We start from the raw sequence: 26423 nt of genomic DNA on the forward strand, positions 1-26423 counted from the left end.
TCTACGTGGGGCCGCCGACCTTCGACAGCGGCGCTTTGATCACATCAACATCAGGCAGCCGGGCGCAACACGTTCAGAACCTCGTAGCATGCGCCCATGGTGTGGTAATCGGTCTTGCCGGCCGGGCTCTTCTCGTCGTTGTACTTGCGGTTGTCCGCGTCCAGGATGCGATACCACGCGCCGTAGCGGTGATCGATCATGTGCTTCCAGGAGTAGTCCCACAGCTTGTCGTACCACTGCCAGTAGCGATCCTCGCCACTGCGCTGGGCCAGTAATGCGGCAGCAGCGAGCGATTCGGCCTGCACCCAGAAGTACTTGTCGTCATCGCAGACCTGCCCGTCCGGTGCGAAGCCGTAATACAGCCCGCCGCGTTGGGCATCCCAGGAGCGTTCCACCGCCACATCGAACAGGTGTTGCGCGGTCGGCAACAACCAGTCGGCCGGCGCGTAGCGGTCCAGCAGCATCAGCAGCTTGGCCCATTCGGTCTGATGGCCTGGCTGGAAGCCCCAGGGGCGGAACAGGTGCTTGGGGTCATCGCGGTTGTAATCCCAATCGATGTTCCACTGCGGGTCGTAGTGCTCCCACACCAGGCCATCGGCCTTGGCGGCCTGACGGCGCGTCATGTTGTCGGCCAACTGCAGCGCACGGTCGAGATAACGTTGCTCGCCACTGGCCTCATACGCGGCGATCATCGCCTCGCACATATGCATGTTGGCGTTCTGGCCGCGATACGTGGTGAAATTGAAGTGGGCGTCGGCTTCATCGCGGTACAAGCCAAATTCCGGCTCCCAGAAATACTTCTCCAGCAGCTGCCAGGTTTCGTCCATCCACGTGCGGGCTTCGGCGATGCCGGCCTTCAGCCCGCACGAATACGCCAGCAGCACGAATGCAACGCCGTAGCAGTGGTTCATGTCGTCTTCCACCACGCCATCGCGCAAGGTCCAGGCATAGCCGCCGGTCGCCGCATTGCGATGCACGTTGCGCAGGTAATCCAGGCCGTGGCGCACCGCCTCCAGGTACTCGGCGTTGCCGAACTCGCGGTAGGCCATCGCGTAGTTGAAGACGAAGCGCGTGCTACTCACCAGATGCCGGTGCCCGGCGTCGTAGATGGAGCCGTCATCGCGGAAATACTGAAAGAAGCCACCGGCCGGGTCGATCGCGCGCGGGTGATAGAACGCCATGGTGTCGGCGATGTGCTGGCGCAGGACATCGGCCGAGCGGAAATCGGGTGCGGGGGATGCGGGCAACGGGCTCATGCTTGTTCCTGGATCAGAGAATGGACGTCATCGATACCGGGCATCGCAGCGAACGCGCCCTTGCGCGTGACCGCCAATGCGCCGACGGCGGCAGCGAACCGGATCACCTCGGTCATCGCCGAGGTATCGCCGCACAATTGCGCCAGCGTGGTGCCGCGCGCAGCCAGCTGGAACAGCAGCCCACCCACGAACGCATCGCCCGCAGCAGTGCTATCGCGCACCTGCACGGTGAACGCCGGCACCTGGCCGGAATCGGTGCGGGTCTGCCAGTGCACCGGGCCGCCACCATCGGTGACCAGCAGCCAGGTCGCGTTGCCCTGCCACAGCTTCTGCGTCACTGCGCTGGCATCGCTGTCCAGCGTGCCGGCCAGATAGTCGAGCTCTTCGCGCGAAAGCTTGACCACATCGGCCAGGGCCAGCGCCTCCCACAGCACCGGCGCCGGGTTCACGTCCTGCGGCCACAGCATCGGGCGCAGGTTGAGATCGAGGCTGACGATGGCACCATCGGCGCGCGCGCGGCGCATGCCGTCCAGCGTGCATTGCGCAATCTCCGGCTCGGTCATGCTGTTGGAGCACACATGCAGCACCGCCGCCTGCGCGAAGCCATCGGCAGCAAAATGTTCGGGACGGAACAGCAGATCCGCTGCAGGCGGCCGGTAGAAACTGAAACTGCGCTCGCCGGCCTCGTCCAACGCGACGAACGCCAGCGCCGTCTTGGCCTGATCGGTGCGCACGATGCCGCCGGTGGCCACACCGGCCTGCTGCAGGCTCTGCAGCAGGAAGTCGCCGAACATGTCGCGCCCGAGCATGCCGACAAAATTGGACGCACCGCCGAGCTTGGCGACAGCGACAGCCACGTTGGCCGGTGCGCCGCCCGCATATTGCGCAAACGTGCGCGCGTCGTCGCTGCCAGCCTGTGGCAGGGCCAGCATGTCGATCAAGGCTTCGCCGAAGCAGATCACCTGGTTCTTGGCAGCGCTCATGCGTGCGCCTCCGCCAATGCGCCACGCAGACGCGAGCCCCAGATACCGTAGAACACGATGTACAGGTAGCACACCAGCGGCAGCACGAACGACTCATGCAGGCCGATCCGGTCTGCGAGCAGGCCCTGCAGATACGGCACGATCGCACCGCCGACAATGGCCATGATCAACAGGCTCGACGCACGCCCGGTCAGCGGGCCGAGGCGCTCGATGCCCAGGGTGAAGATGGTCGGGAACATGATCGAGTTGAACAGGCCGATCGCCACCAGTGCGTACACCGCCAGCATGCCGCCGCTGACCATGGTGGCGCCCAGCAGCAGTGCATTGATCGCCGCGAACGCCGACAACAGGACGCGGGGCGACAGTTTGGCCAGCAGTGCCGAGCCGATGAAACGGCCGATCATCGCAAGCGTCCAGTAGGCCGAGACGTACTTGGTCGCTTCGCGCTCGGTGAAACCGCCGATCTCCGGCAACGAGAAGTAATTGACCATCAGGCTGCCGATCGCCACTTCTGCGCCGACATAGAAAAAGATCGCCAGCACCCCGAAGCGCACATGCGGGTGACGCAAGGCATCGCGCAGGCTATGCGTGCTTTGGTCTTTCTGTGCGCCTGCATCGGTCAGTGCCGGCAGACGGAACAGAAACACGAAGATCGCCAGCAGGAACAGCACCACGCCCAGGCCGATATAGGGCCCTTGCACAGCCTGCGCTTCCTGCACGCGATAGGCCAGCTGCTCGGCCTGCGGCAGTGCCTTGAGCTGGTCGCCGCTCATCACCGTGTTGGACAGGATCAACCAGCCACCCAACAGCGGCGCGATCGCCGTCCCCAACGAGTTGAGCGCCTGCGCCAGGGTCAGACGGCTGGACGCGCTGCGCTCGGGCCCCAGCAATGCCACGTACGGGTTGGCCGCCACCTGCAGGATGGTGATGCCGGTGGCCAGCACGAACAATGCGCCCAGAAATGCGCCATACACCCGCAATTCTGCCGCCGGCCAGAAGCCCAGCGCTCCAACTGCCGCCACCGCAAGTCCTGCCACGATGCCCTGCTTGTAGCCCAACCGGTTCACCAGCCAACCGGCCGGCAGCGACATCAGGAAATACGCACCGAAGAAGGTGAACTGCACCAGCATCGCCTGGGCGAAGTTGAGCTCGAACACCGCTTTGAGGTGCGGGATCAGGATGTCGTTGAGGCAGGTGAGAAAGCCCCACATGAAGAAGATCGTGGTAACCACCGACAACGCGACGCCGTTGTTGACGGGCGCCTTGTTGCCGCTTGGCACAGTGGATTGCGTGGAAAGGGAAACCATAGGAGTTGCCTGGTCAGCGGCCTGAGGCCTTGGTGGGGGAACGGTTGGGGGAATGGCTTGCGCGTTGCGGCGCAGGCGCTGCGGTCGGCGCGCATGCACTGCTTGCACGGATCTTCAAGGCGACGGCGGCGGTGAGCCGTTGCGCCGCCAGTTCAGGGCTGCCGATACGCTGCAGCACCAGTTGCGCGGCCTGCCGGCCACGCGCGCGGGGGTCGGCGGCCAGCGTGGTCAGGGCCGGGGTGAACAACGCGGCTTCGGCGATATCGTCGAAGCCGGTCACCGCAAAATCGCGGCCGGGCACACGGCCCTGCATCGCCAGCGCGGCCATCAGGCCCAGCGCCACGCTGTCGTTGTAGCAGACCGCCGCACTCACGCGCTGGCCCGCACTGCCCAACATGCGTGCGCCACACAGCGCGGCATCCTGGCGATTGGGTGCCGACTCGACGTACTGCACGGCCAGCCCCGCATCCGTCATTGCACGCGTGTAGCCGGCACGGCGCTGACGGCACGAACTGGATTCGGCATGGCCACCGAAGAACGCGATGTGCCGGTGACCTTGCGCGATGAGGTGCATGCAGGCCAGAAACGCGCCCTGCTCGTTGTCGAGCGCCAGCAGATCCCAGCCGGCACCCTCCACTTCACGGTTGAACAGCACGACGTTGCGCTGGCGGCCGAGCACCTGGGTCAGCGCCTGCGCCTGGCTGCCTTCGGCCGGCGACAGGATGATTCCGGCCGGCGTGTGCTCCATCAACGAGGTCAGCACCGCCTGCTGGCGCTGCGTCGATTCACCGGTGCTGCCCAGCAGCGTCACATAGCCGGCCGCGCCCAGCGCTTCATCGACGCCTGCGGCGAACTCGGCAAAAAATGGATTGGACAGGTCGTTGATGACCAACGCGATGCTGGACGAGGTGCGCCGGCGCAGATTGGCGGCGGCGCGGTTGTACACATAGTTCTGTCGATCCAGCTCGGCCTCGACACGTGCCCGCGTGCTTGCATGCACCAACGGGCTGCCACGCAGTACCAGCGAGACGGTGGCACGCGACACACCGATGGCGACCGCGATATCGCGCAACGTCACTGCGCCACGGCGCAGACGGCGCGCGTCGCCGTCCTCTTCCATTGCGGATGTGGGCGTGGCACGCGTCAAGTTGCAGACCTGGCGTTGAGAGAAATGCGCATGCCCGTGGCGTTCATTGGATCGATCCAATTAGGCCTTTTCCTTGTTCTCAATGCATGCGGCAGTGCAACAAATCGGGCTGGATAGCCCATTCAGTGCGTGCCAACTGGTCGATCGGGGCGGTTAAGCAGCGCACGGGTCGTTGCCGCAAGATCGGCTGCCGCCAACGTGACGCCGTCTCCGCCTTGCGCACCCCCGGCATCTAGAACTTTCTGACCGCCACCGCCAGCTCGAGAATGCAGCCCCGCATTGCGATGCCGCCACGACCGTTCGGGCCACCACTGGCAGCCACGCAACACGCGGCTAGCGTCATCCGGGCAGCACGACGCAGACGCCTGGCTCACCGACAGTCGTTACTGAAATGCGATCGACAAGCCAATTCCGCCCTGCCAGTCGGCGCTCTCCGAGGTCAACCCCCGTAGCACCGAGACATCCAGCTGCATCGCGTGCGGCAGTTGCCAGGCGCCGCCCGCACCCGCCACACGCGAATGCGCGCTGCCGGTATCGAACCCGGCTTCCACGTAGCTGCTGAAATGCTCGCCGGAAAAAAACGTGTAATTGGGCGCAAAGGTCCAGGTGTGGCCGTCGTCGTCGCGCGCGTAGTTGACGTACAGGGCAAACGCACGCTGCTGCGCGAGGTCCCAGGAGGCGGTGACGCCGAGTTCGCGGGCATAGCCGTCGCTGAAGGCCGGGCTGCCCGTCGGCACGCTGTAGGTGCCCAGCGCCGCCCAGTGAAAACTGTCGGAGCGCGATGGCAGGGCCACCTTCAAGCCGATGCGGCTATCGCCACCGCCGCGCACGCGTTGGCCGCCCCCGTGCTGCCAGTTGTAGCTGTCGCTGCCCAGTTGCAGCTCCACCTGTTGCGACAGGCCCAGACGCAGCACGGTGTCGGCGGTGTACAGCGTGGTCCGCTGGCCATCGGTGCGATCGGTGCTCGCATCCGGCAAACCCTGCTCCCAGGCGAATGCGCCGGGCTGCAACACCTCGGCGGCAAACGGGATGCCGGGCCGGTCGAACGCCGGTGGATCCTCCGCCTGCGCCGCTGCCGGCCGGCTGCTCAGGCACAACACCAGCAGCGCCCCGGCCAACAGCAGAGGTCGCCCTGCGCGCAGCTGCAACCTCTCGCTCACGAAGGAAGACGCCGGCACCGACGGTGCATCGGCACGCAATTGCGCGGGAACAGAAAACACGGACATGGGTGGCACCATCGGCAGGAAGTGAGCGACAACGCAGCAAGTCATCGGGATGGCTGCGTCGACCAGCAACGGCGCGCATGGTGCCGCGCCGGCCGTGACCGGTTTGTATACCGCGCCGCTCTCGCCAGCGGCGCAGCCAGCGTTGTACGCGTGGCAGGCCGTGGCGCGGCAAAACAGCACGCTGCGGCGACAGCTACAACAGGCGCACTAGCCGACACGCGCCGACGTCAACCAGCAACTGCTCCGGCACTGACGATCGCCGGGCCGGCAGGCAGGCCCGATCCGGTGGGTCAGCATCCCGCCGCCCTGCCCAGTCGCAACCATTGGCAAGCTCGCCCGCCAACAAAAAGGGCACCCTCAGGTGCCCTTTCAAGACAGCCACGTGATGCCGCCTTACCAGACCAGATCGTCAGGCACCTGGTACTTGGGATCGGCATAGGGATCCTCGCCCGCAGGTGCGTTCGGGTCCACCTTCAGGGCGACCGATGGCGCGAACACCGCCTCGGCTTCGGCCAGCACTTCGGCCGTCACCAGCAGATAGCGCCCGTTGAGCTGCAACACGCCGAGCTCGCCGGCGTTGAGTGCCTTGAGCTGGTCGGCGGTGACATAGATGCGCTTGATCTTGCCGCCGTACGGAAAATGCCGGGCAATGTCGGCATCGGCGTGATTCAGTCCCTTGTCCTTGAGCAGTTCTTCCAGCTTGGCCTTGGCTTCGCGGCGCAGGCGCGCTTCTTCCTGCTTGATACGTTCGGCTTCGATGCGTTCGTCCTTCTCGCGCTGCGCACGGATCGCATAGGCCTTGGCCAGATCGATGTCTTCGCGCGTGCGCGGCGGCCTGGGACCGCGCCGGCCTGCGTCGGCCTGGGGCGGACGTGGCGACCCCGCCGGCCGGCCGTCGTTACGACGATCGGGCCTGCCTCCGTGCTTGCGTTCGCCGCTGCCATCGGTGGCCGCGGCGGCAGACGACCGCTGAGGCCCCCTGCCCTGGCCATCCGGCCGGTGGCCGCCGGGTGCGGGCTTGCCGCCCTTGCCGTGCGGACGCGCGGCAGGCCGCGCGTCGGGTTTGCGTTCTGGCTTGGGCGCGGACTTGAAGCCCAGGCCAAGCAGCTGGTCACGTAGGGTATCGCTCATGGCGGCGGCAATCTGCAATTAATAGTGCGGAGGCGGCGGTTCATCCGCCGCATCGGCAAACAACGTGGAGCGCACCTTGCCCAGATCCTCGAGCAGGTGGCGGATCAGTTCGGCATTGCGGGCACCAGTCAAACGGGCATCCGCAAGCGCTTCACTCAGTTCGTTGAGCGCCTGCTCCTGAAAGGACAGGCGCGTTTCCAGTTCCACCAATCGCGCTTCCAGGTCCTGGTCGCGCGGCGAGAGTTGCTCATGCATGTAACGAACGGCCTCGTCCGATAGCGTAGTAAGCCAGACCAGCGGCTTCGATCTCTTGCCGGTCATACAGGTTGCGGCCGTCGAACACGACCTTGTCCTTCACTGCCTGCCTGATCTTGCCGAAATCCGGGCTGCGGAGCTGCTTCCATCCGGTGACCAGAACCAACGCGTGGGCGCCTTCCGGTGCCGCGAACGCTTCGTCGCAGAAGGTCAGGTCATCGCGCCCGCCGAAGATGCGCCTGGCTTCACGAGTGGCCTCCGGGTCGGAGGCTCGCACGCTGGCACCGGCTTCCCAGGGCTGCGCCATCAGACAACGGCTGGACGCAGCACGCACGTCGTCGGTGCTGGACCAACGTCGCCGGCACCAGAGATCGCAACGCGCATGGGTACGGAAGTCCTGCGACAGATCAGGGAAGGATGCCCATCAGTTCGACATCGAACGTCAAGGTTGCGTCCGGTCCGATCGGCCCACCCTGCGTGCCGTTCGGGCCATAGGCCAAGTTGGATGGAATCCAGAACCGATACTTCGAACCGACCGGCATCAACGCGACGCCCTCGGTCCAGCCGGGAATGACCTGATCCAGGCCGAACTCGGCCGGCTGGCCGCGCTGGTAGGAACTATCGAACACCTGCCCATTGAGCAGCTTGCCTTCGTAATTGACGCGCACCTTGTTGGTCCGCATCGGGCGCTCACCGCTGCCCTGGCGCAGCACCATGTACTGCAGGCCGGATGCGGTGGTGATCACGCCCTTCTCGGTCTTGTTCTTGGCAAGGAAGGCATTGCCTTCTTCGCGATTCTTGGCACCGGCAGCGCCCTGCTTGGCCGAGGCGAACGCCTGCATGGTGGCGGCCGCTTCCTGCTGGGTCAGGCGCGTGGTGCCCTTGGCGAACACGGTACGCACCGCTTCCATCAGGATCGACAGATCGATCTCGTCCTTGATGCCGGCCAGCGACGGACCGACTGCACGGTCGCCGAGCATCAGGCCGACGTTTTCCTTGGACGGGGCAGCCGGCGCGGAACCCGGCGCCATGCCCGGCACCTGCTGGCCGTTACGGGCCGCCAGCGCGGTGCGCAGGGCGGTATCGGTGGCCTGGGTCTGCTCGTCGGACAACAGCGGCTTACCACCCTTGAATGCATTTTCGATGGCGCGTTGCATGGCGCTCAGATCGATGTCCTGGGCGATCGGCTCGAACGAGCGGGCCACGTCCATACCGATGGCGTAGCTGACGTTGTCGCGCGTGCTTTTCTCAGACGATGCATTCAAAACTGGCTTCTCCTTGGTGGCCGCTGCGGCCGGTTGCTGCGACATCGCCGGCACCGAAGCCGCCATTGCCACCATCAGTAGCGACGCCGCCGCGCCGCGCTTTCCCATCTTCATTCGATGCACTTCCCGAAAGTGAAAAGACACGCCGCCGACGGCGCTGAACACGCATTGTCGCATGCGCACGCGGCGTTGCGAGAGCCGTGCTCAGCGCGAGGGCGCATTGAGCTCGCGTTCGATCGCCGACACAACGCGCGGATCGTCCGGTTTGATCTTGCTGGGGAACTGCGCCACCACGCGCCCATCGCGACCAATCAGATACTTGTGGAAGTTCCACCCCGGCGCCACGCCCGTCGCCTGGGTCAGCCGCTGGTACAACGGCGTGGCCTCCTTGCCAAGCACATGCACCTTCTCGAACATCGGGAACTTGACGCCATAGGTCAGCGTGCAGAATTCCTGGATCTGTTTCTCGGATCCGGGCTCCTGCCCCTGAAAATCGTTCGACGGAAAGCCCAACACCGCAAACCCACGGCTGGCGTAGCGCTTGTTGAGCGCTTCCAGGCCTTCGTACTGCGGGGTGTAGCCGCACTTGCTGGCGGTGTTGACCACCATCACCACCTTGCCACCGTAACTGCGGTTCAGGTTGATTGGCGCCTTTCCGGCGAGCGGGCGGTAGTCCAGATCCAGCAGCGCAGCGCCGGCGGCCAGCGCCGAGCCCGCGAAAAATCCAGCAAATACAACCACTAACAGACGTTTTAGCAACATGGGCAAGGCCTCGGCGAGGGATCGGCATCCCGAATTTGGCGGGGTGCCATCAGTTGGGTGTGACAGACAGTTGACTGCCTGCGTGTCGGTGTTATAGTTGAATACAACACCAGTCATCCAACGCAGGGGGAAAGCATGAACAGCACACGTGTCACGCGACCAGTTCCGCTGTTGCTGTTCGGCAGCACCCTGTTTGCCATTGGTTGGCTGGGAGCCGCTTCCAGTCAGGTGACGGAGTCCGGCGCCGATTATGGCGTGTCGGAAGCGGTTACGGAAAATGCGACAACTCCCCCCGAAGCGCGCGCCCGGCCTGGCCGGCATCCGCGCGCCTCGCTGTCGATGCCCTATTTCTCCTTCGCGCAGGTCCTGCGCCCACGGAGCTGATCATGAACGACATCCAATGGAGCGACGGCGCTCCCATCTACCGCCAACTCAAGGAACGGGTCATTGCCATGATGCTCGATGGAATCCTCAAGCCGGGCGATGCCCTGCCCTCGGTGCGCCAGGTGGCGGCGGACTATCAATTGAATCCGATCACCGTCTCGCGCGCCTATCAGGAACTGGCCGACGAGAACCTGGTGGAAAAACGCCGCGGCCTGGGCATGTTCATGACCCCGGAAGCCGCACAGAAGCTGCGCGGCAGCGAACGCGAGCGTTTCTTGAATGAAGAATGGCCGGCGGTGCTGGAACGCATCCAGCGCCTGGGCCTGTCCATCGACGATCTGTTGCCACAGGGGAAAACACCATGACCGCCGTCTCCACCGACCATGTCGTCGACGCCCGCGGCCTGCGCAAGGCCTACAAACACCGCCTGGCGCTGGACAACACCAGTTTCACCATCGCCGCCGGCCGCATCGTCGGCCTGATCGGCCCCAACGGCGCCGGCAAGACCACCGCACTGAAGGCGGTACTGGGCCTGACCGACTTCGACGGCGAGCTGCGCGTGCTGGGCTTGGACCCGCGCACCCAGCGCAACGCGCTGATGAACGAGGTCTGCTTTATCGCCGACGTGGCGGTGCTGCCACGCTGGCTGCGGGTTGGTGAGGCGATTGATTTCGTCGCCGGCGTGCATCCGCGCTTCGATCGCGCAAAGTGCGAGCGCTTCCTGGCCAACACCCAGCTCAACCGCAAGTCGCGGGTGCGCGAATTGTCCAAGGGCATGATCGTGCAGCTGCACCTGGCGCTGGTGATGGCCATCGACGCACGCATCCTGGTGCTGGACGAGCCCACCCTGGGCCTGGACATCCTCTACCGCAAGCAGTTCTACCAGCGCCTGCTGGAGGATTACTTCGACGAGCAGAAGACCATCATCGTCACCACGCACCAGGTCGAGGAGATCGAACACATCCTCACCGATGTGATGTTCATCCGCGACGGCCGCATCGTGCTGACTGCCGACATGGAAGACGTGGCGCAGCGCTACACCGAAGTACTGGTCGGTACCGAGCACCTCGACGCCGCGCGAACATTGAGGCCGATCGACGAACGCGCCCTGCCCTTCGGCAAGACGGTGATGTTGTTCGACGGCGTGCCCAAAGCGCAGCTCGCCGGCTTTGGAGAAACCCGCAATCCCGGCCTGGCCGACCTGTTTGTTGCCGTCATGAAGGGGACCTACGCATGAATGCCATGACCAACCACGCATCGCCTGCCCGCACCTTCGGCTGGCTGCTCAAACGCGAATACTGGGAACACCGTGGCGGCTTCGTGTGGGCGCAGGTGATCACCGGCGGCATTGCGGTGTTCTTCGCGCTGCTGGGCGCGGTGATCGGTGCGATCACGGCGCGCCGCAACATGGTCGGCGACAGCGTCAACCTGGACGACATGGCCGAGTACACCCGCACCCTGGGCCAAGTGGGCGACGGCCTGCTGCTGGGCGGGATCGGCATCGCCTCGGTCGTACTGGCCTTCGTGGTGTTCTTCTATGCGCTGGGCAGCCTGTACGACGACCGCCGCGACCGCAGCGTGCTGTTCTGGAAATCGCTGCCGGTCTCCGACGTGCAGACCGTGCTGTCCAAGGCCGCCTGGGCGCTGTTGCTGGCGCCGCTGATCGCCATTGCGATCGGTCTGGTGGTGGGGCTGGCGCTGTGGCTGATCGCCATCGGCGGCGCGTTGATCGCCGGTGCGCCCAGCCCCTGGGCCATGGCCACGCACTCGCATCCGTTCGCGCTACTGTGGTTGCTGCTCAAGACCGTGCCGATGAGCCTGCTGTGGTCGTTGCCCACCATCGGCTGGCTGATGTTCTGCTCCGCTTGGGCCTCGAGCAAGCCATTCCTGTGGGCGGTGCTGTTCCCGCTGCTGGCCTGCGTAATGCTGAGCATCCTTGCGGCGATGCCTGGCGTGTCGCTGCCGATCGGCTGGATCTGGTACATCGTCGGCTACCGCGGCCTGCTCAGCGTGCTGCCGGGCACCTGGTCGCCGCGTGCGGTCAGCGGCAACCTGGACAGCAGCGCCATGCAGAACCCCAGCGACCTGGTGCAGTGGGCCCTGCAGCACACCGACAGCGCACGCGTCTACGGCAATGCCGACATCTGGATCGGCGCCGCCATCGGTGTGGCCCTGATCGTCGCCTCCATCTACCTGCGCCGCCGGCGCTCCGAAGCCTGAAGGACATTCCATGCGCCTGCCCCTGACCCTGGCCCTTCTGTTCGCATTGCCCGGCGCCGCGGCTGCCGAAGAGCAATGCAAGTACTCCGAGCCGCGCAGCCTGGAGCTGCAACTGGCGGGAGTGAAGTCGGTGTTGTTCGAAGTCGCCTCCAACGACCTGCGTGTGGACGCCGCGCCCGGTACCGGCGGACGCCTGCAAGGCCGCGCCTGTGCGGCCAAGGCCGAACTGCTCAAGCACCTGACCGTGACCCAGAAGCGGGTCGGCGACAAGCTGGTGGTGACCCTGGCCGAAGACCGCCTGATCCGCATGTCCATCGGCGAAAACTATTCGTATCTGGACCTGCGCGGCAGCGTGCCGAACACCCTGCTGGTGCAGTTCGATGTGGGTTCCGGTGATGCCGAGATCACCGGTGCCGCATCCGTCAGCGCCGATGTCGGTTCGGGCGATATGACCGTCCGCCGCAGCAAGGGACGTGTCACCGCCAAGGTGGGCTCCGGCGACATCGAGCTGGAGGATATCGGTGCGCTGCGTGTGCTGGCGGTGGGCTCGGGCGATCTGAAGGCAAAGCAGATCCATGGCGCAACCGACGTCGGTACGGTCGGCTCCGGCGACGTCAAACTGCGCGACGTGGCAGGCAACGTCACCGTCGGCACCGTGGGGTCGGGCGAGGTGGAGATCGAGGACGTGCAGGGAAGCGTTCGGGTCGAGGCGATCAGCTCCGGCTCGATCCATGTGCGCAAGGTCAGTGGCGATGTCAGCCTTGTGCGCAAGGGCAGCGGCGACATCAGCGCCAGCGATGTGGTCGGCGCCACGCGCGTGCCGGCGGACAAGTAACTCTTCATTTGGGGGATAGCTTATGAAACTGCTTATTTCTGCGGTAATGGCCAGCGCGTTGCTGGTGGGCTGCGGCAAGTCCGAGCCGAAGGTGGTGGTGTCGGGCGAGAACGACAGCGGCGGCGTGACCTTCAACGGCAAGAGCGTGACGCTCAAGCGCAGCGGCTTGCCCGCGGCGACCATCAGTGCCGACGGTGCGCTCAGCATCGACGGTAAACCGGTGAACTTGAACGACATGCAGCATCAGGCGATGCGCAATTACTACGCGCAGATCCAGGGCGTTGCGGCCAAGGGCATCGATATCGGTACGCAGGGTGCGGCATTCGGCGCGCATGCCGCCGGTGAAGCGCTCAAAGGCGTGCTGAGCGGCAACACGGACCAGATCGGCGACAAGATCGAAGCCGAAGCGGAGACCTTCAAACAGAAGACCATGCTGATCTGCGATCAGCTGGACAAGTTACGCGGCGCGCAGGATGCCGCAACCCGTGCCGTGCCCGAATTTGGACCCTATGCCAATCTCACCCAGAAGGATGTTGCCGACTGCCGCGATTGAGGGCGGCGAGCGGATTGAGGCAGGGCTCGGCTCCGCGGCGTTCGCCGTCGTGCTTGCGGCCCTGCATCGGCCTGGTCGGACATCGCGGCAGCCACTGGCCGGCACTCTGCGCACGGGTGAACATGCAATCCGTCAGCGGCGCACGATGATCGTGTTGCAACCGCTGGTTGGCGCACCCCTGCGACGTTTTGTTAGCTCTGCCGACCACCCGCGCCGGCACCCGTAGACCGCGGCGGGATTTACACTAGTGCGCTCCCCTCGACCCACCGATCCCATGAACAAGTTCGTGATGCTCTGCATGGCGCTGTTGCTGTGCACACTCGCCGCCTGCGGCGATCAGTCGTCCCGGCGTGCCGAACGTGGTAAGCCGCGCGTCGCCATCACCACGCAGTCGGTGATGATCCGTCGCCCGCCTGCCGCCAACGCGGAGATCACCCCGGACGGCACCCTCAAGATCGACGATATCGCGCTACCGCAGAAGGAGCCGACCCGCGCCAAGCTGCAACTGCTGTTCGGGCACCTGCAGATGCTGCGCCAGCAGGCGGTCAACGACGCCGGCCCGGACCCGGAATACAAGTCGATCAAGCTGACCGCCACACCCGAGATCCAGACGCTCAGCAGCCAATTGCTGGATGAGATTCCGTCGCTGCAACCGTATCGCGAAAGCTTTGGCAACATCCAGGCCGAGCGGCACTGAGTCGCTGGCCAAGTCCGCGCAAATCAGTAGATTGGCGCGAGACCGTGTAGCAGCGCGCTGGTGCGCGATGGGGCCTTATCGGGAAGGCTTCATCGCGCCCAGGTGCGCTCCTACATCCGCACACGCTTCACAGTGGTCAGCCACCGCCGCCACTGCTGCCGGCCTGGATGCCACCACGCGTCAACGCGGCCGGATCCAGCAAACGGCGCAGATCCGCTTCGCCGAGCCCGCTGTCTTCCAGCGCCACGTCCAGCACCGGGCGCTGTTCCTTGTAGGCACGTTTGGCGATCGCGGCGGCCTTCTCGTAGCCGATGATCGGGTTGAGAGCGGTCACCAGGATCGGATTGCGGTCCAGAGCCTCGCGCACGCGCTCCTGGCGCACCTTCAATCCGGCGATGGCGTTATCGGCCAGCAGCCGCGACACATTGCCCAGTAGCGTGATCGAATCCAGCAGGTTGTAGGCGATCAGCGGCAGGGTCACGTTCAACTGGAAATTGCCGGTCTGCCCGGCCACGGTGATCGCGGTGTGGTGGCCGATGACCTGCGCGCATGCCATGACCGTGGCCTCGGGAATCACCGGATTGACCTTGCCGGGCATGATCGAGCTGCCAGGCTGCAACGCCGGCAGTTCGATCTCGCCCAGGCCCGCCAACGGGCCGGCATTCATCCAGCGCAGGTCGTTGGCGATCTTGATGAGTGCAACGGCCAGTGCATTGAGCTGGCCCGACAACTCCACCGCATCGTCCTGCGCGGCCAGGCCTTCGAACTTGTTCTGCGCACTTTCAAACTTGGCCCCGCTCAGGCTGGACAAGGCCTTGGCCACCTTGCCGCCGAAACGCGGATCGGCATTGATGCCGGTGCCGATCGCGGTGCCGCCCAGCGGCAGCCGCCGCAACCGCTTGAGCGCATCGTCAATGCGCTCCTGCGCCGAACTCAGCTGCGCCGACCAGGTGCCGAATTCCTGCCCGAACGTCAGCGGCATCGCATCCATCAAGTGCGTGCGCCCGGTCTTGACGATCTTGTCCAGCGACTTGGCGCGCTTGTCGATGGTCTTGCGCAGGTGCTTGAGTGCCGGCTGCAGATGGTCCTGCACCGCAAGCAACGCAGAGACGCGGATGGCAGTGGGGATCACATCGTTGGAACTCTGGCCAAGATTGACGTGGTCGTTGGGATGCACCGCATCCTTGCCGGCGCGCGTGGCCAACGTGGCGATCACCTCGTTGGCATTCATGTTGGACGAGGTACCCGAGCCGGTCTGGTACACATCGATCGGAAACTGCGCATCGTGCGTGCCATCGGCCACCTGCAATGCCGCATCCTGCACGGTCTTGCCGATCGACTTCGGCAACAGCCCCAGGTCGGCATTGACGCCTGCGGCAGCGGCCTTGATCAGCCCCAGCGCGCGAATGAAGCCGCGCGGCATCGGCTGGCCGGACACCGGGAAATTCTGTACCGCACGCTGGGTCTGCGCGCCCCACAACGCATCGGCGGGCACCTGCAATTGCCCCATGCTGTCGTGTTCGGTCCTGAAACGTTCGCTCATCTGCACTCTCCGCACGTAGTGGTGGTGGTGACGCAATGGCTGGCAGCGGGCGCACCCACGCTGGCGAGGCCCACTACGATACCCGCTGGCGACGTTGCGACGATGTCATCGCAACACGTGCACTAGACTGAGCATCGATCCATACGAGATACCACGCTGCCATGGGCGACGACCCTGACTGTAGACACGCAGGCCCTGCGTTCTTTTTTGCGACCTCGCCCACCACGGTGCACGCCCATCGGTTGACGCCGGCACGCAGCGGCGCCGCAGCATGCGGAGGCGAACATGCTCGCTAACGTGCTGCTGTTATTCGTCGCGCTGTTGCTGGTGCTGTTGAACGGGTTTTTCGTTGCTGCCGAATTTGCGCTGGTCAAGCTGCGTCACACCCAGGCTGTTGGCCTGGCGCAGACCAACGGGTGGCGCGGCCGCCTGCTGCTGGGCGTGCATGCGCATCTGGATGCGTACCTGTCGGCCTGCCAGCTCGGCATCACCCTGGCCTCGCTCGGGCTGGGCTGGGTCGGCGAGCCGGCCTTTGCGCACCTGCTGGCGCCGGTGTTCGATATGCTGGGCATGTCGCCCGAGGCGGCGCAGTTCACCGCCCTGGCCATCGCCTTCAGCCTGATTTCCTTCCTGCACATCGTGCTGGGCGAGCTCGCCCCCAAGACCATGGCGATCCGGCGCCCGGAGCGCATGTCGCTGTGGACCGCAGCGCCACTGTACGTCTTCTACTGGATCATGTTTCCGGCGATCTGGCTGCTCAATACCAGCGCCAACCGATTGCTGCGGCTGCTGGGCTGGGGCGATGTGGAGCATCAGTCGCACCGCTATTCGCGCGAAGAATTGAAGCTGATCGTGGGACGCCAGGACCCGAACGCGCCCACGCCGGACCATGGGTTGGCCCTGATGAGCCATGCGCTGGACCTGCCGGATCTGGTGGCTGGCGACCTGATGCGCCCGCGCGAGCACCTGCGCCGCATGCGCGACGGCATGACGCTGGAGGCGGTACTCGCCGAATTCAGCGAATCGCGCTACAGCCGCTACCCCTGGTTCGACGCCGATGGCGAGCAGGTGCTGGGCATCCTGCACACCAAGGATCTGTTGGTGGCGATGGCGCGCGGCCAGGACCTGGACGATCTGCGCCCGCTGCTGCGCCCACCGGCGCTGCTGCCCCTGGAAACCCCGATCCCCAGCGCGCTGGAGCAGTTCCGCACCGGCACCACCCATCTGGCGCTGTGCGTGGAAGACGAAGGCCGCATCCTGGGCTTCTTCACCCTGGAAGACCTGCTGGAAGTGGTGGTTGGCGAGATCGAGGACGAGCACCGCCATGTGGTGCGCGACGCGCCGGTGCGCAGCCAGGACGGCTCGCTGCTGGTGGCCGGCAGCACCTCGATCTTCCGCCTGGAACGCCTGCTCGGCCAGGACCTGAGCGCCCCCGATCAGGTCAATTCGGTCGGCGGCCTGATCGTGCACCAGCTGCAGCGGCTGCCCGAAGAGGGCGAGACCCTGGAATTGGACGGCCACGCGCTGACCGTGCGGCGCATGGCCGGCCACCGCATCCAGGCAGTGACGGTGCGGCCGGTGGGCGAAGCCGGGGCCGGGGCGGCGTAGAATACCGGCCCCGCCAGCTTCCCAGTGCCCTGCCCATGTCGGATTCCGCCCTGCTCGCCCTGTCCCCGCTCGACGGCCGCTACGCCTCCAAGGTGGACGCGTTGCGCCCGATCTTCTCCGAATACGGCCTGATCAAAGCGCGGGTGACGGTCGAGATCGAGTGGCTGCTGGCCCTGGCCGCCGAACCGGGAATCGCCGAGTTGGCGCCGTTCTCGGAAAGTGCCGCGCAGCGCCTTCGCGCGCTGGCCGATGGCTTCAGCGTCGCGCATGCCGCGCGCGTCAAGGAGATCGAGCGCACCACCAACCATGACGTCAAGGCGGTGGAGTACTTCATCAAGGAGCAGCTCACCGACGACGCCGAACTGGGCCCGGCACTGGAATTCGTGCACTTTGCCTGCACCAGCGAGGACATCAACAATCTCAGCTACGGCCTGATGCTGGAGCAGGCACGCCGCGAGGTGTTGCTGCCCACGCTGGACGGCATCGTCGCCTCGCTGCGCAGCCTGGCGCACGCGCAGGCCGCCCAGCCCATGCTCTCGCGCACCCACGGCCAGACTGCCTCGCCCACCACGCTGGGCAAGGAGCTCGCCAACGTGGTGGCGCGCCTGGAGCGCCAGCGCAAGCAGATCGCCGCCGTGGAACTGACCGGCAAGATCAACGGCGCGGTCGGCAACTACAACGCGCACCTGGTGTCGTATCCGCAGCTGGATTGGGCCGACTTCGCACAGCGCTTCGTCGAGAGCCTGGGCCTGGTGTTCAACCCGTACACCACCCAGATCGAGCCGCACGACAACGTGGCCGAAATCGGCGACGCCAGCCGCCGCGCCAACACCATCCTGATCGACCTGTCGCGCGACATCTGGGGCTACATCTCGCTGGGCTATTTCAAGCAGAAACTCAAGGAAGGCGAAGTCGGCTCGTCCACGATGCCGCACAAGGTCAACCCGATCGACTTCGAAAATGCCGAAGGCAATTTCGGCATCGCCAACGCACTGTTCGAGCACTTCTCGGCCAAGTTGCCGATCAGCCGCTGGCAGCGCGACCTCACCGACTCCACGGTCCTGCGTGCGCTGGGCACCGCGTTCGGCCACACCCAGGTGGCGCTGGATTCGCTGGCCAAGGGCCTGGGCAAGCTGACCGTCAATCCCGAGCGCCTGGATGCCGACCTCGATGCGGCCTGGGAAGTGCTGGCCGAAGCCGTGCAGACGGTGATGCGCCGCCACGGCCTGCCCAATCCGTACGAGCAATTGAAGGCACTGACGCGTGGCCAGGGCATCACTGCCCCCTCGATGCAGGCCTTCGTGGAAAGCCTGCAGCTGCCTGAAGACGACAAGCAGCGCCTGCGTGCACTCACCCCGGGCGGCTACACCGGCCTGGCCGAGCAGCTGGCACGCGCGGTCTGATCGCCTGCGGGGCCTGCGTCATGGCAACAGCCGGACGCGACCGTAGTCCGGCGGCGCCGCCAGCCGCGGTCGCCAGCCGCGCAACCGGCGCGCGCCTTGCCGCCGGACGCAAGAGCGGCGTCTACGGTCTGCCGCATGGCGGCTGGTATGGTGCCGGCCTCATCCAAGCAAAGGATTTCCCATGCGCGCAGTCCGGATTAGACCTGTGCTGTTTGCATTGATCGGCATGGCCGCCTTGAGTGGCTGCAGCGCCGAGGGCCCCGCCGACCAGGCCATGTCGGCCATGTCGTCCACGCTGACCGACCCGGCCAGCGGCGCCGATTGCGGCGGCAAGGACGTGCGGCTGACCCGTGACGACAGCGAGTGGATCCTGCACGGCGACTGCGGCACGGTCACCATCACCGCCTCGCGCGGCGCAATGAATCTGGACAAGGCCCGCGCCATTCGCGTGGAAGGCAGCAACTTCACCGTGCTCAACGCGCAGCTGGGCGAGCTCAGCGTGATCGGCCACGACAACACGCTCAATCTGACCAATGTCGACAGCGTCGACATCCAGGGCAACAAGAACCTGGTGCTGGCGCACGACGTGAAGCAGGTACGGTTTTCCGGCAACGACAACACCGTCAATCCGTCCAGCAGGCCCACCCTGGATGACCGGGGCAGCGGCAACAAGGTGATGTAACCCGCGCTGCGCGTGGTTGCCGGTGCAGCACGCGCAGCCGCTTGGGGCACACTGCCGACCAGTGGCGATGTCATGCAGGTGCCCTTGCTGCCAGAGCATCAAGCCGATCGGCGAAACACGCAGGCGCTGCATTCCAGCGCGACCTGCGTCAGCACGTCGATCGGCGCCGGCCGTTCAGGGCCGCCGTGCCGCCACTAGCCTTTGTCGAAAACAGCGCGTACCCCGCTGCGGTGACCCTGTATCGGGTTCCTGATGCGGCGCACTCATGTGCCATCGGACACCCGCCCTTGCGTCACAGCACGGCAGGCGCCCGGCCACCGTGCGGGCCGCATGGCGCCGGAGCGTTGTACCCGACCACCGTCATCCGCACCGCACAGGCCGAATCACCACCTCCCTGAAGCCTTGCCTGTTGCCGCCCTCGCGCGCAGGTGCAGATCCGGCGCAAGCATCGGACAATAGCGGCATTCGCGCCGGCCCTGCCCGCCCCCCAGTCTTCCATCGATACCCTGCAAGGACCCCCCATGGCTGCACGCAAGGCAACCCCTCCCGTCATCGAAGTCCAGGCCCGCCCGGGTCAGCCGTTGGGCATGCCGGTGGAGCGCTTTCTGCGCAACTACTGGCACAAGCACCCGCTGCTGATCCGCAATGCCTTCGCGGACTTCGCCTCGCCGCTGCAGCCGGAAGATCTGGCCGGACTGGCCTGCGAAGACGGCGTGCTGGCACGCCTGATCAGCCACGACCGCGCCACCGACAGCTGGGACGTGCGTACCGGCCCATTCCAGGAAACCGACTTCCCCGGCCTGCCCGACCATGACTGGACCCTGCTGGTGCAGGACGTGGACAAGTGGGACGCCGACGTGCGCGCACTGCTGGAGCACTTCCGCTTCCTGCCGCGCTGGCGCATCGACGACATCATGATCAGCTTCGCCGCCACCGGTGGCTCGGTCGGCGCGCATGTCGACCATTACGACGTGTTCCTGCTGCAGGGCCAGGGCCACCGCCGCTGGCAGATCGACGCACGCACCTCGCAGGGCCGCAAGCCCACGCCGCTCGCATTTCGTGACGATGTCGACCTCAAGCTGCTGCGCGAGTTCAAGCCCACCCACGAGTGGGTGCTGGGCCCGGGCGACATGCTGTATCTGCCGCCGCTGGTGCCGCATCACGGTGTGGCCGAAGACGCCTGCCTGACGTTCTCCATCGGTACCCGCGCCCCGTCCTCGGCCGAGCTGATCGGCGATTACCTGGACACCTTGATCGCCGATGCCGACGAAGCGGTGCGCTACCACGATGAAGACCTCAAGGTGCCGGCCGACCCGTACGAGATCGACGTCACCGCGATGAACCGCGTGGTCGCCGCGCTCAACGCGCTGCGCATGAACGACCCGGACCGCCTGGGCGACTGGTTTGGCCGGTTCATGACCACCTACCGCGCCTCCGGCGACGTGGTGCCTGCACCCGAACCGATCCCGCGCGAAGCGGTGGAACAAGCCCTGGACGAAGGCGTGGTGCTGTATCGCCACCCGTGGTCGCGGCTGGCCTGGCGGCGCGCCAAGCGCGGCGCCACGCTGTTCTGCAGCGGCCTGGAATTTGCGCTCTCCGCCAAGGACGCCGCACGCCTGGCGGCCGCCGAGGAAGTCGATGGCGCGCTGTACGGGCAGCTGACGGCACGCGGCCGCGAGGTAGTGCTGGAGCTGCTCGCCCAGGGCCATTACCAGCGCGCCCATGACGACACCCACGAGGACATCGAGGACATCGACGACGCACAGGCAGCTGCGCTGAGCGTGTCGGCCGACCACGACGACGCAGATGACGATGCCGATAGCGTGGAAGCCGACGACGCCATCGACCACGACGCGGATGTGGAGGAGGTCGCCGACGACGCGGACACCCCGGAGGAGCGCGTCGATGCCGTCGAAGTGGACCTCGGCGAAGACGAGGACGAGGACGAGAACGGCGAAGAAGATGCCTCGGACAGCGACGAAGACGAAGGCAGCTCTCCGCGCACATGAGCCCGCACGGCAGGCCACGGATCGTTTCGCTGGACCCGGCTAAAGACGCCGCTGCCTTGCGTGCGCTGCGCCTGGCCTGGGGCAGCGCGGCCCCGGGCGGTCCGGCCGAGACCGAGTGGGACGCGCTGGATCCGCTCAGCCTGCACCTGGCCGCGCGGACCGAGGAGGGCCAACTGGTCGCCTCGGTCCGGCTGACCCCGGACCGGCGCATCGACCGGCTCGGCCTGCTGCCGGACTGGCGCCGCCGCGGTCTGTCCGACCAGCTGCTCGCCGCCGCCGTGGCCAGTGCCGCCCAGCGTGGCTGGCCACGCCTGCAGGCCCGCGTCACCGCAGGCGCCGAGGCGGTCTTCGCACGCCAGGGCTTTCTTCCCGACGGCCCTGCGGACCTGTCGCCCGAACGCGGTGCCGACATCGGCGATGCACCCGGCACGCAGGTCCATCGCCGGCTCGACGGCCCCATGGCAGTGGACACCCTCGGTGCCGCCCTGGCCGCCACCACCGGCCTGCTGTGCAACGCGCGCCGGCAACTGCTGATCTATACCCGCGCCCTGGATCCGCCGCTGTTTGACAACGCCGCGGTGCTGGACGCATTGCGCCGCTTCGCCACCGCCCGCCACGACAAGCGGGTACAGGTACTGGTGCAGGACACCGCCAGCGCCACTGCCAGCAGCAGCGCCATGCTGCGTCTGGCCCAGCGCCTGCCCAGCGTGTTCCGGTTCCGCGCGGTCAGCGACCCGGTCGATACCAGCTATGCGTCAGCCTACGTGGTCGGCGACGACGCCTACTACTTTCGTCCAACAGGTCATCGCTACGACGACGGCGAAACTTGGCTGTCCGGCGCGGCCCGCAGCCGCCAGCTGGAGCGCGAATTCGCGCAGATATGGGAGCGCGGCGCACTTTGGAACGAACCGCGTGCACTTGGCATCTGATGCCGCAAGGCCCTTCGCACGTAGGCGCGCACGTCAGTGGTTTACCCCGCCGGTCAGCTCGCAGACGCCCCCTCACAAGCGCAAGGGGGTATAATTTTTCGAGATTTGAGACCGACCGACAAGGCATCTTGCCCTGCCGCTTCCGCACAATCATCCCCACAGCAGACCCGACTTACCATCGTGGATAATCTCCTAAAGCAGTTCGCGCAGTCATCGCAGCTCGCCGGCGGCAACGCCGCCTATATCGAGGATCTGTACGAGCAGTACCTCGTCGCCCCGGACAGTGTCGATCCGAAGTGGAAGAGTTATTTCGACGGCTTCAATGGTCGCGATGCCGGTGATGTGCCGCATTCGGCGGCCATTGCCCACATCCTCAGCGCCTCCAAGCAGGCCGCCAATGCCGGGACCGGCGCGGGCGCCAGCGACGAGCGCGAGCGCAATGTCGGCCGCTTGATCACTGCCTACCGTGCGCGCGGTCACCTGGGCGCACAGCTCGATCCGCTCGGGCTCACCCCGCCGGTCAACCCGCCCGATCTGGACCTGCCGTTCCACAGCCTCTCGCAGGCGGACATGGACAGCGAGTTCAGCACCGGTGGCGTCGGCGGCCAGCCGCGGATGAAGCTGAAGGATCTGCTGGCCCGCCTGAAGGCGACCTACGCCAGCACCATCGGCGCAGAGTTCATGCACATCCAGGAGTTCGACCAGCGTCAGTGGATCTACCGGCGCCTGGAAGATGCGGGCGGCCGGATTGCCGGCGATGCGGCCAGCCGCAAGCGCACCCTGGAGCGGCTCACCGCCGCCGAAGGCCTGGAGCGCTACCTGCACACCAAGTACGTCGGCCAGAAGCGTTTTTCGCTGGAAGGCGGCGACTCGCTGATTCCGATGATGGACGAGATCATTCGCCAGTCCGGCAACGATCAGGTCAAGGACATCGTGATCGGCATGGCCCACCGCGGCCGTCTCAACGTGCTGGTCAATACGCTGGGCAAGAATCCGCGCAAGCTGTTCGACGAATTCGAAGGCAAGTTCGAGCATGCGCATGACGACCGCGCGCACACCGGCGACGTCAAGTACCACATGGGCTTCTCGGCCGACATCGCCGTCGGCACCGACAAGCAGGTGCATTTGGCGCTGGCGTTCAATCCCTCGCACCTGGAAATCGTCGACCCGGTCGTGGTGGGCAGTGTGCGTTCGCGCCAGGAGCGTTTCGGCGATGCCGAGCGCAAGAGCGTGCTGCCGATCCTGATCCACGGCGATGCTGCGTTTGCCGGCCAGGGCGTGGTGATGGAGCTGTTCCAGATGTCGCAGGCACGCGGTTTCGCGGTCGGCGGCACGGTGCACATCGTCGTCAACAACCAGATCGGCTTCACCACCAGCACCCGCGACGATGCTCGCTCCACGCTGTACTGCACGGACGTGGCCAAGATGATCGGCGCGCCGGTCTTCCACGTGAACGGCGACGACCCGGACGCGGTGATGTTCGTGTCCAAGCTGGCCTACGAATTCCGCCAGCAGTTCAAGAAGGACGTGGTCATCGACCTGGTCTGCTACCGCCGTTGGGGCCATAACGAGGCCGATGAACCGGCAGCGACCCAGCCGGTGATGTACCAGACCATCCGCAAGCACAAGACCACCCGCGAGCTCTACGCCGCCAAGCTGGAAAGCGAGGGCGTGCTGAGTGCCGACGAGGCCAAGGCGCTAGTGGACGGCTACCGCAACAAACTGGATTCGGGCGAGTACACCACCGAACTGGCCAAGCGCAAGCCTGACGAATTCGCCATCGATTGGTCCAAGTATCTGGTCGGCACCGCCGCCGATCCAGTGGACACGCGCGTCAAGCGCGATCAGCTGGACCGTCTGGCCAAGCTGATCACCACGATTCCGGAAGGCGTCGAGCTGCACGCGCGCGTTGCCAAGATCTACGACGACCGCGTCAAGATGGCCGCCGGCGATCAGTTGGGCGACTGGGGCTTTGCCGAAAACCTGGCCTATGCCACCTTGCTGGCCGAAGGCCACAAGCTGCGCCTGGTGGGCCAGGATGCCGGTCGTGGCACGTTCTTCCACCGTCACGCGATCCTGCATGACCAGAAGAACGACAACTACTATCTGCCGCTGCGCCAGCTGGTCGAGAACCCGGAAGACGCCACCATCATCGATTCGCTGCTCAGCGAAGAAGCGGTGATGGGCTTCGAGTACGGCTATTCCACCACCGACCCCAATGCGCTGTGCATCTGGGAAGCGCAGTTCGGCGACTTCGCCAACGGCGCGCAGGTGGTGATCGACCAGTTCATCGCCGCCGGCGAAGCCAAGTGGGGCCGTATCGCGGGCCTGTCGCTGTTCCTGCCGCACGGCTACGAAGGCCAGGGCCCGGAGCACAGCTCCGCGCGTCTGGAGCGCTTCCTGCAGCTGTGCGCGCTGGAGAACATGCTGGTCTGCGTACCGACCACGCCGGCGCAGTGCTTCCACATGATCCGTCGCCAGATGCGCATGACCACCCGCAAGCCGCTGGTGGTGATGACGCCCAAGTCGCTGCTGCGCCACAAGCTGGCGGTGTCCAGCCTGGAAGAACTGGCTGATGGGCAGTTCCAGCATCTGATCCCGGATGCCAAGGCCGACCCGGCCAAGGTCAAGCGCGTGGTGTTGTGCTCGGGCAAGGTCTATTACGACCTGCTCGAAGACCAGACCAAGCGTGGCCAGGACGATGTCGCCATCGTGCGTATCGAGCAGCTGTATCCGTTCCCGCGGGCGCAGCTGGCAGCCGAGCTCACGGGCTATGCCAATGCCACCGACGTGGTGTGGTGCCAGGAAGAGCCGCAGAACCAGGGTGCGTGGTACCAGATCCGCCATCACCTGAACTTCTGCCTGGCCGGTGGCCAGAGCCTGCATTACGCCGGCCGCGCCCGTTCGCCCTCGCCTGCCGCCGGCCACATGGCCGACCACATCGCCGAACAGCAGAAACTGGTCGCCGATGCGTTGCTCAATCCGTTCAACGACCAAGTCGCTGAATAACTCCTTCCCCAAAGAACGAAAACCCTAGGACGCTCCCCGAATGGCCACCGAAGTCAAAGTTCCGGTACTGCCCGAATCCGTTTCCGACGCCACCATCGCCAGCTGGCACAAGAAGGCCGGTGAAGCGGTCAAGCGCGACGAGAATCTGGTCGACCTGGAAACCGACAAGGTCGTGTTGGAAGTTCCTTCGCCGGTCGACGGCGTGTTGAAGGAAATCAAGTTCGAAACCGGCAGCACGGTCACCAGCAACCAGATTCTGGCGATCATCGAAGAAGGCGCCGTGGCCGCGGCTGCACCGGCTGAAGAGAAGAAGGCCGATGCACCGGCCGCTGCGGCAGCGCCTGCTGCCGCGCCGGCACCGGCTGCTGCCGCGGCACCTGCACCTGCACCTGCATCCAAGTCCGCTGCAGATTCGCTGCCGCCGGGTGCGCGCTTTGCCGCGATCACCCAGGGCGTGGATCCGTCGCAGGTCGAGGGCACCGGCCGTCGCGGCGCGGTGACCAAGGAGGACATCGTCAACTTCGCCAAGGCCGGCGGCGTGGGCAAGGCCTCCGGCGCCCGTCCGGAAGAGCGCGTGGCAATGACCCGCGTGCGCAAGACCATCGCCAAGCGTCTGATGGAGTCCAAGAACTCCACCGCGATGCTGACCACCTTCAACGAGGTCAACCTCGCCAAGGTGTCGGCCGCACGCAAGGAGCTGCAGGACGAGTTCCAGAAGGCGCACGGCATCAAGCTCGGCTTCATGAGCTTCTTCGTCAAGGCCGCCGCCAACGCGCTGCAGCGCTTCCCGCTGGTCAACGCCTCGATCGACGGCGACGACATCATCTATCACGGCTACAGCGACATCTCGATTGCCGTTTCCACCGACAAGGGCCTGGTCACGCCGGTGCTGCGTAACGTCGAGCGCCAGTCGTTTGCAGAGGTCGAACAGGGCATCGCCGATTACGCCGCCAAGGCGCGCGCCGGCAAGCTGGGCCTGGACGACCTGCAGGGCGGCACCTTCACCATCACCAATGGCGGCACTTTCGGCTCGCTGCTGTCCACTCCGATCATCAACCCGCCGCAGAGCGCCATCCTAGGCATGCACGCGATCAAGGAACGTCCGATCGCCGAGAACGGCCAGGTCGTGATCGCGCCGATGATGTATCTGGCACTGTCCTACGATCACCGCATCATCGACGGCAAGGACTCGGTGCAGTTCCTGGTCGACATCAAGAAC

At 65.7% G+C, this 26423-nt stretch carries 24 protein-coding genes and 1 pseudogene; 14 read left to right on the plus strand and 11 right to left on the minus strand.

The features are described 5' to 3' along the window. Positions 1-50 precede the first annotated feature (50 nt). From OZ10_RS06585 to OZ10_RS06630, 10 genes and pseudogenes are all read right to left on the minus strand, one after another. Positions 51-1256 carry an AGE family epimerase/isomerase gene (locus OZ10_RS06585; RefSeq protein WP_039564246.1) on the minus strand — a complete coding sequence of 402 codons (1206 nt, stop codon included), beginning with the start codon at positions 1254-1256 and terminating at the stop codon, positions 51-53. Beyond that, positions 1253-2239, minus strand: coding sequence for a carbohydrate kinase family protein (locus OZ10_RS06590; RefSeq protein ID WP_039564248.1), 987 nt, complete (start codon positions 2237-2239; stop codon positions 1253-1255). The genes OZ10_RS06585 and OZ10_RS06590 overlap by 4 nt, the downstream gene beginning before the upstream one ends. After that, positions 2236-3546, minus strand: a complete 1311-nt coding sequence (fucP, locus tag OZ10_RS06595) for an L-fucose:H+ symporter permease (RefSeq protein WP_039403156.1) — start codon at positions 3544-3546, stop codon at positions 2236-2238. Before fucP ends, OZ10_RS06590 begins: the two co-directional genes overlap by 4 nt. Positions 3547-3559: 13 nt before the next feature. Continuing rightward, the gene (locus tag OZ10_RS06600; RefSeq protein WP_236726781.1) at positions 3560-4666 is read right to left on the minus strand and encodes a LacI family DNA-binding transcriptional regulator; all 1107 of its coding nucleotides are present in this window, start codon (positions 4664-4666) and stop codon (positions 3560-3562) included. A 410-nt stretch (positions 4667-5076) separates the two neighbouring features. Further along, a complete protein-coding gene (locus OZ10_RS06605) occupies positions 5077-5919 on the minus strand; it encodes a transporter (RefSeq protein WP_139051283.1) in 843 nt (280 codons plus the stop codon). Between the two features lie 393 nt (positions 5920-6312). Further along, the gene (locus OZ10_RS06610) at positions 6313-7050 is read right to left on the minus strand and encodes a DUF2058 domain-containing protein (protein WP_324251030.1); all 738 of its coding nucleotides are present in this window, start codon (positions 7048-7050) and stop codon (positions 6313-6315) included. A gap of 18 nt (positions 7051-7068) precedes the next feature. Continuing rightward, positions 7069-7305, minus strand: a complete 237-nt coding sequence (locus tag OZ10_RS06615) for a SlyX family protein (protein ID WP_039403175.1) — start codon at positions 7303-7305, stop codon at positions 7069-7071. Continuing rightward, positions 7298-7651 (minus strand): annotated as a pseudogene (locus OZ10_RS06620) (UDP binding domain-containing protein); the annotation flags it as partial. The gene OZ10_RS06615 and the pseudogene OZ10_RS06620, both read right to left, overlap by 8 nt. Before the next feature lie 61 nt (positions 7652-7712). Continuing rightward, entirely contained in the window at positions 7713-8684 is a 972-nt protein-coding gene (locus tag OZ10_RS06625) for an FKBP-type peptidyl-prolyl cis-trans isomerase (protein WP_039403181.1), read from the minus strand. Positions 8685-8774: 90 nt separating this feature from the next. Further along, positions 8775-9332, minus strand: a complete 558-nt coding sequence (locus OZ10_RS06630; RefSeq protein ID WP_039403183.1) for a glutathione peroxidase — start codon at positions 9330-9332, stop codon at positions 8775-8777. A 135-nt stretch (positions 9333-9467) separates the two neighbouring features. On the opposite strand from OZ10_RS06630, the gene OZ10_RS06635 reads away from it, so the two are divergent. From OZ10_RS06635 to OZ10_RS06665, 7 genes are all read left to right on the plus strand, one after another. After that, positions 9468-9716 (plus strand): hypothetical protein, encoded by a 249-nt coding sequence (locus tag OZ10_RS06635; protein WP_039403185.1) that lies wholly within the window; start codon positions 9468-9470, stop codon positions 9714-9716. Positions 9717-9718: 2 nt separating this feature from the next. After that, positions 9719-10081: a GntR family transcriptional regulator gene (locus OZ10_RS06640; protein ID WP_003483692.1), complete on the plus strand. Its 363-nt coding sequence runs from the start codon at positions 9719-9721 to the stop codon at positions 10079-10081. Beyond that, on the plus strand, positions 10078-10953 hold the full coding sequence (locus OZ10_RS06645) for an ABC transporter ATP-binding protein (protein WP_039403195.1): 876 nt from the start codon (positions 10078-10080) through the stop codon (positions 10951-10953). The genes OZ10_RS06640 and OZ10_RS06645 overlap by 4 nt, the downstream gene beginning before the upstream one ends. Further along, positions 10950-11936: a hypothetical protein gene (locus OZ10_RS06650; protein WP_039403197.1), complete on the plus strand. Its 987-nt coding sequence runs from the start codon at positions 10950-10952 to the stop codon at positions 11934-11936. Before OZ10_RS06645 ends, OZ10_RS06650 begins: the two co-directional genes overlap by 4 nt. A 10-nt stretch (positions 11937-11946) precedes the next feature. After that, positions 11947-12771: a DUF4097 family beta strand repeat-containing protein gene (locus OZ10_RS06655; protein ID WP_039564250.1), complete on the plus strand. Its 825-nt coding sequence runs from the start codon at positions 11947-11949 to the stop codon at positions 12769-12771. A gap of 22 nt (positions 12772-12793) precedes the next feature. Continuing rightward, on the plus strand, positions 12794-13324 hold the full coding sequence (locus tag OZ10_RS06660; RefSeq protein ID WP_039564251.1) for a DUF2884 family protein: 531 nt from the start codon (positions 12794-12796) through the stop codon (positions 13322-13324). Positions 13325-13598: 274 nt separating this feature from the next. Next, positions 13599-14021 carry a hypothetical protein gene (locus OZ10_RS06665; protein WP_039403207.1) on the plus strand — a complete coding sequence of 141 codons (423 nt, stop codon included), beginning with the start codon at positions 13599-13601 and terminating at the stop codon, positions 14019-14021. Between the two features lie 136 nt (positions 14022-14157). Here OZ10_RS06665 and OZ10_RS06670 read toward each other — a convergent pair whose 3' ends face one another. Continuing rightward, positions 14158-15564, minus strand: coding sequence for a class II fumarate hydratase (locus tag OZ10_RS06670; RefSeq protein ID WP_039564253.1), 1407 nt, complete (start codon positions 15562-15564; stop codon positions 14158-14160). Positions 15565-15849: 285 nt separating this feature from the next. Here OZ10_RS06670 and OZ10_RS06675 point away from each other — a divergent pair, with 285 nt between their 5' ends. The 7 genes from OZ10_RS06675 to sucB form a co-directional block, all read left to right on the plus strand. After that, complete coding sequence (locus OZ10_RS06675; protein WP_039564254.1) at positions 15850-17172, plus strand: hemolysin family protein; 1323 nt, start codon at positions 15850-15852, stop codon at positions 17170-17172. Positions 17173-17207: 35 nt separating this feature from the next. Beyond that, on the plus strand, positions 17208-18575 hold the full coding sequence (gene purB, locus OZ10_RS06680) for an adenylosuccinate lyase (RefSeq protein WP_039564255.1): 1368 nt from the start codon (positions 17208-17210) through the stop codon (positions 18573-18575). Positions 18576-18756: 181 nt separating this feature from the next. Beyond that, complete coding sequence (locus tag OZ10_RS06685) at positions 18757-19257, plus strand: DUF3060 domain-containing protein (protein WP_052209977.1); 501 nt, start codon at positions 18757-18759, stop codon at positions 19255-19257. 521 nt (positions 19258-19778) lie between these two features. Then, entirely contained in the window at positions 19779-21266 is a 1488-nt protein-coding gene (locus OZ10_RS06690; RefSeq protein WP_039403222.1) for a ribosomal protein uL16 3-hydroxylase, read from the plus strand. Beyond that, positions 21263-22195, plus strand: a complete 933-nt coding sequence (locus OZ10_RS06695) for a GNAT family N-acetyltransferase (protein WP_039564257.1) — start codon at positions 21263-21265, stop codon at positions 22193-22195. Before OZ10_RS06690 ends, OZ10_RS06695 begins: the two co-directional genes overlap by 4 nt. Before the next feature lie 180 nt (positions 22196-22375). Then, positions 22376-25204: a 2-oxoglutarate dehydrogenase E1 component gene (locus tag OZ10_RS06700; protein ID WP_039564258.1), complete on the plus strand. Its 2829-nt coding sequence runs from the start codon at positions 22376-22378 to the stop codon at positions 25202-25204. A gap of 40 nt (positions 25205-25244) precedes the next feature. Then, on the plus strand, positions 25245-26423 hold a 1179-nt coding region (gene sucB, locus OZ10_RS06705; protein ID WP_039564260.1), incomplete at its 3' end, for a dihydrolipoyllysine-residue succinyltransferase.

This window comes from Xanthomonas cannabis pv. cannabis (genome assembly GCF_000802365.1).
GTDB lineage: Bacteria > Pseudomonadota > Gammaproteobacteria > Xanthomonadales > Xanthomonadaceae > Xanthomonas > Xanthomonas cannabis.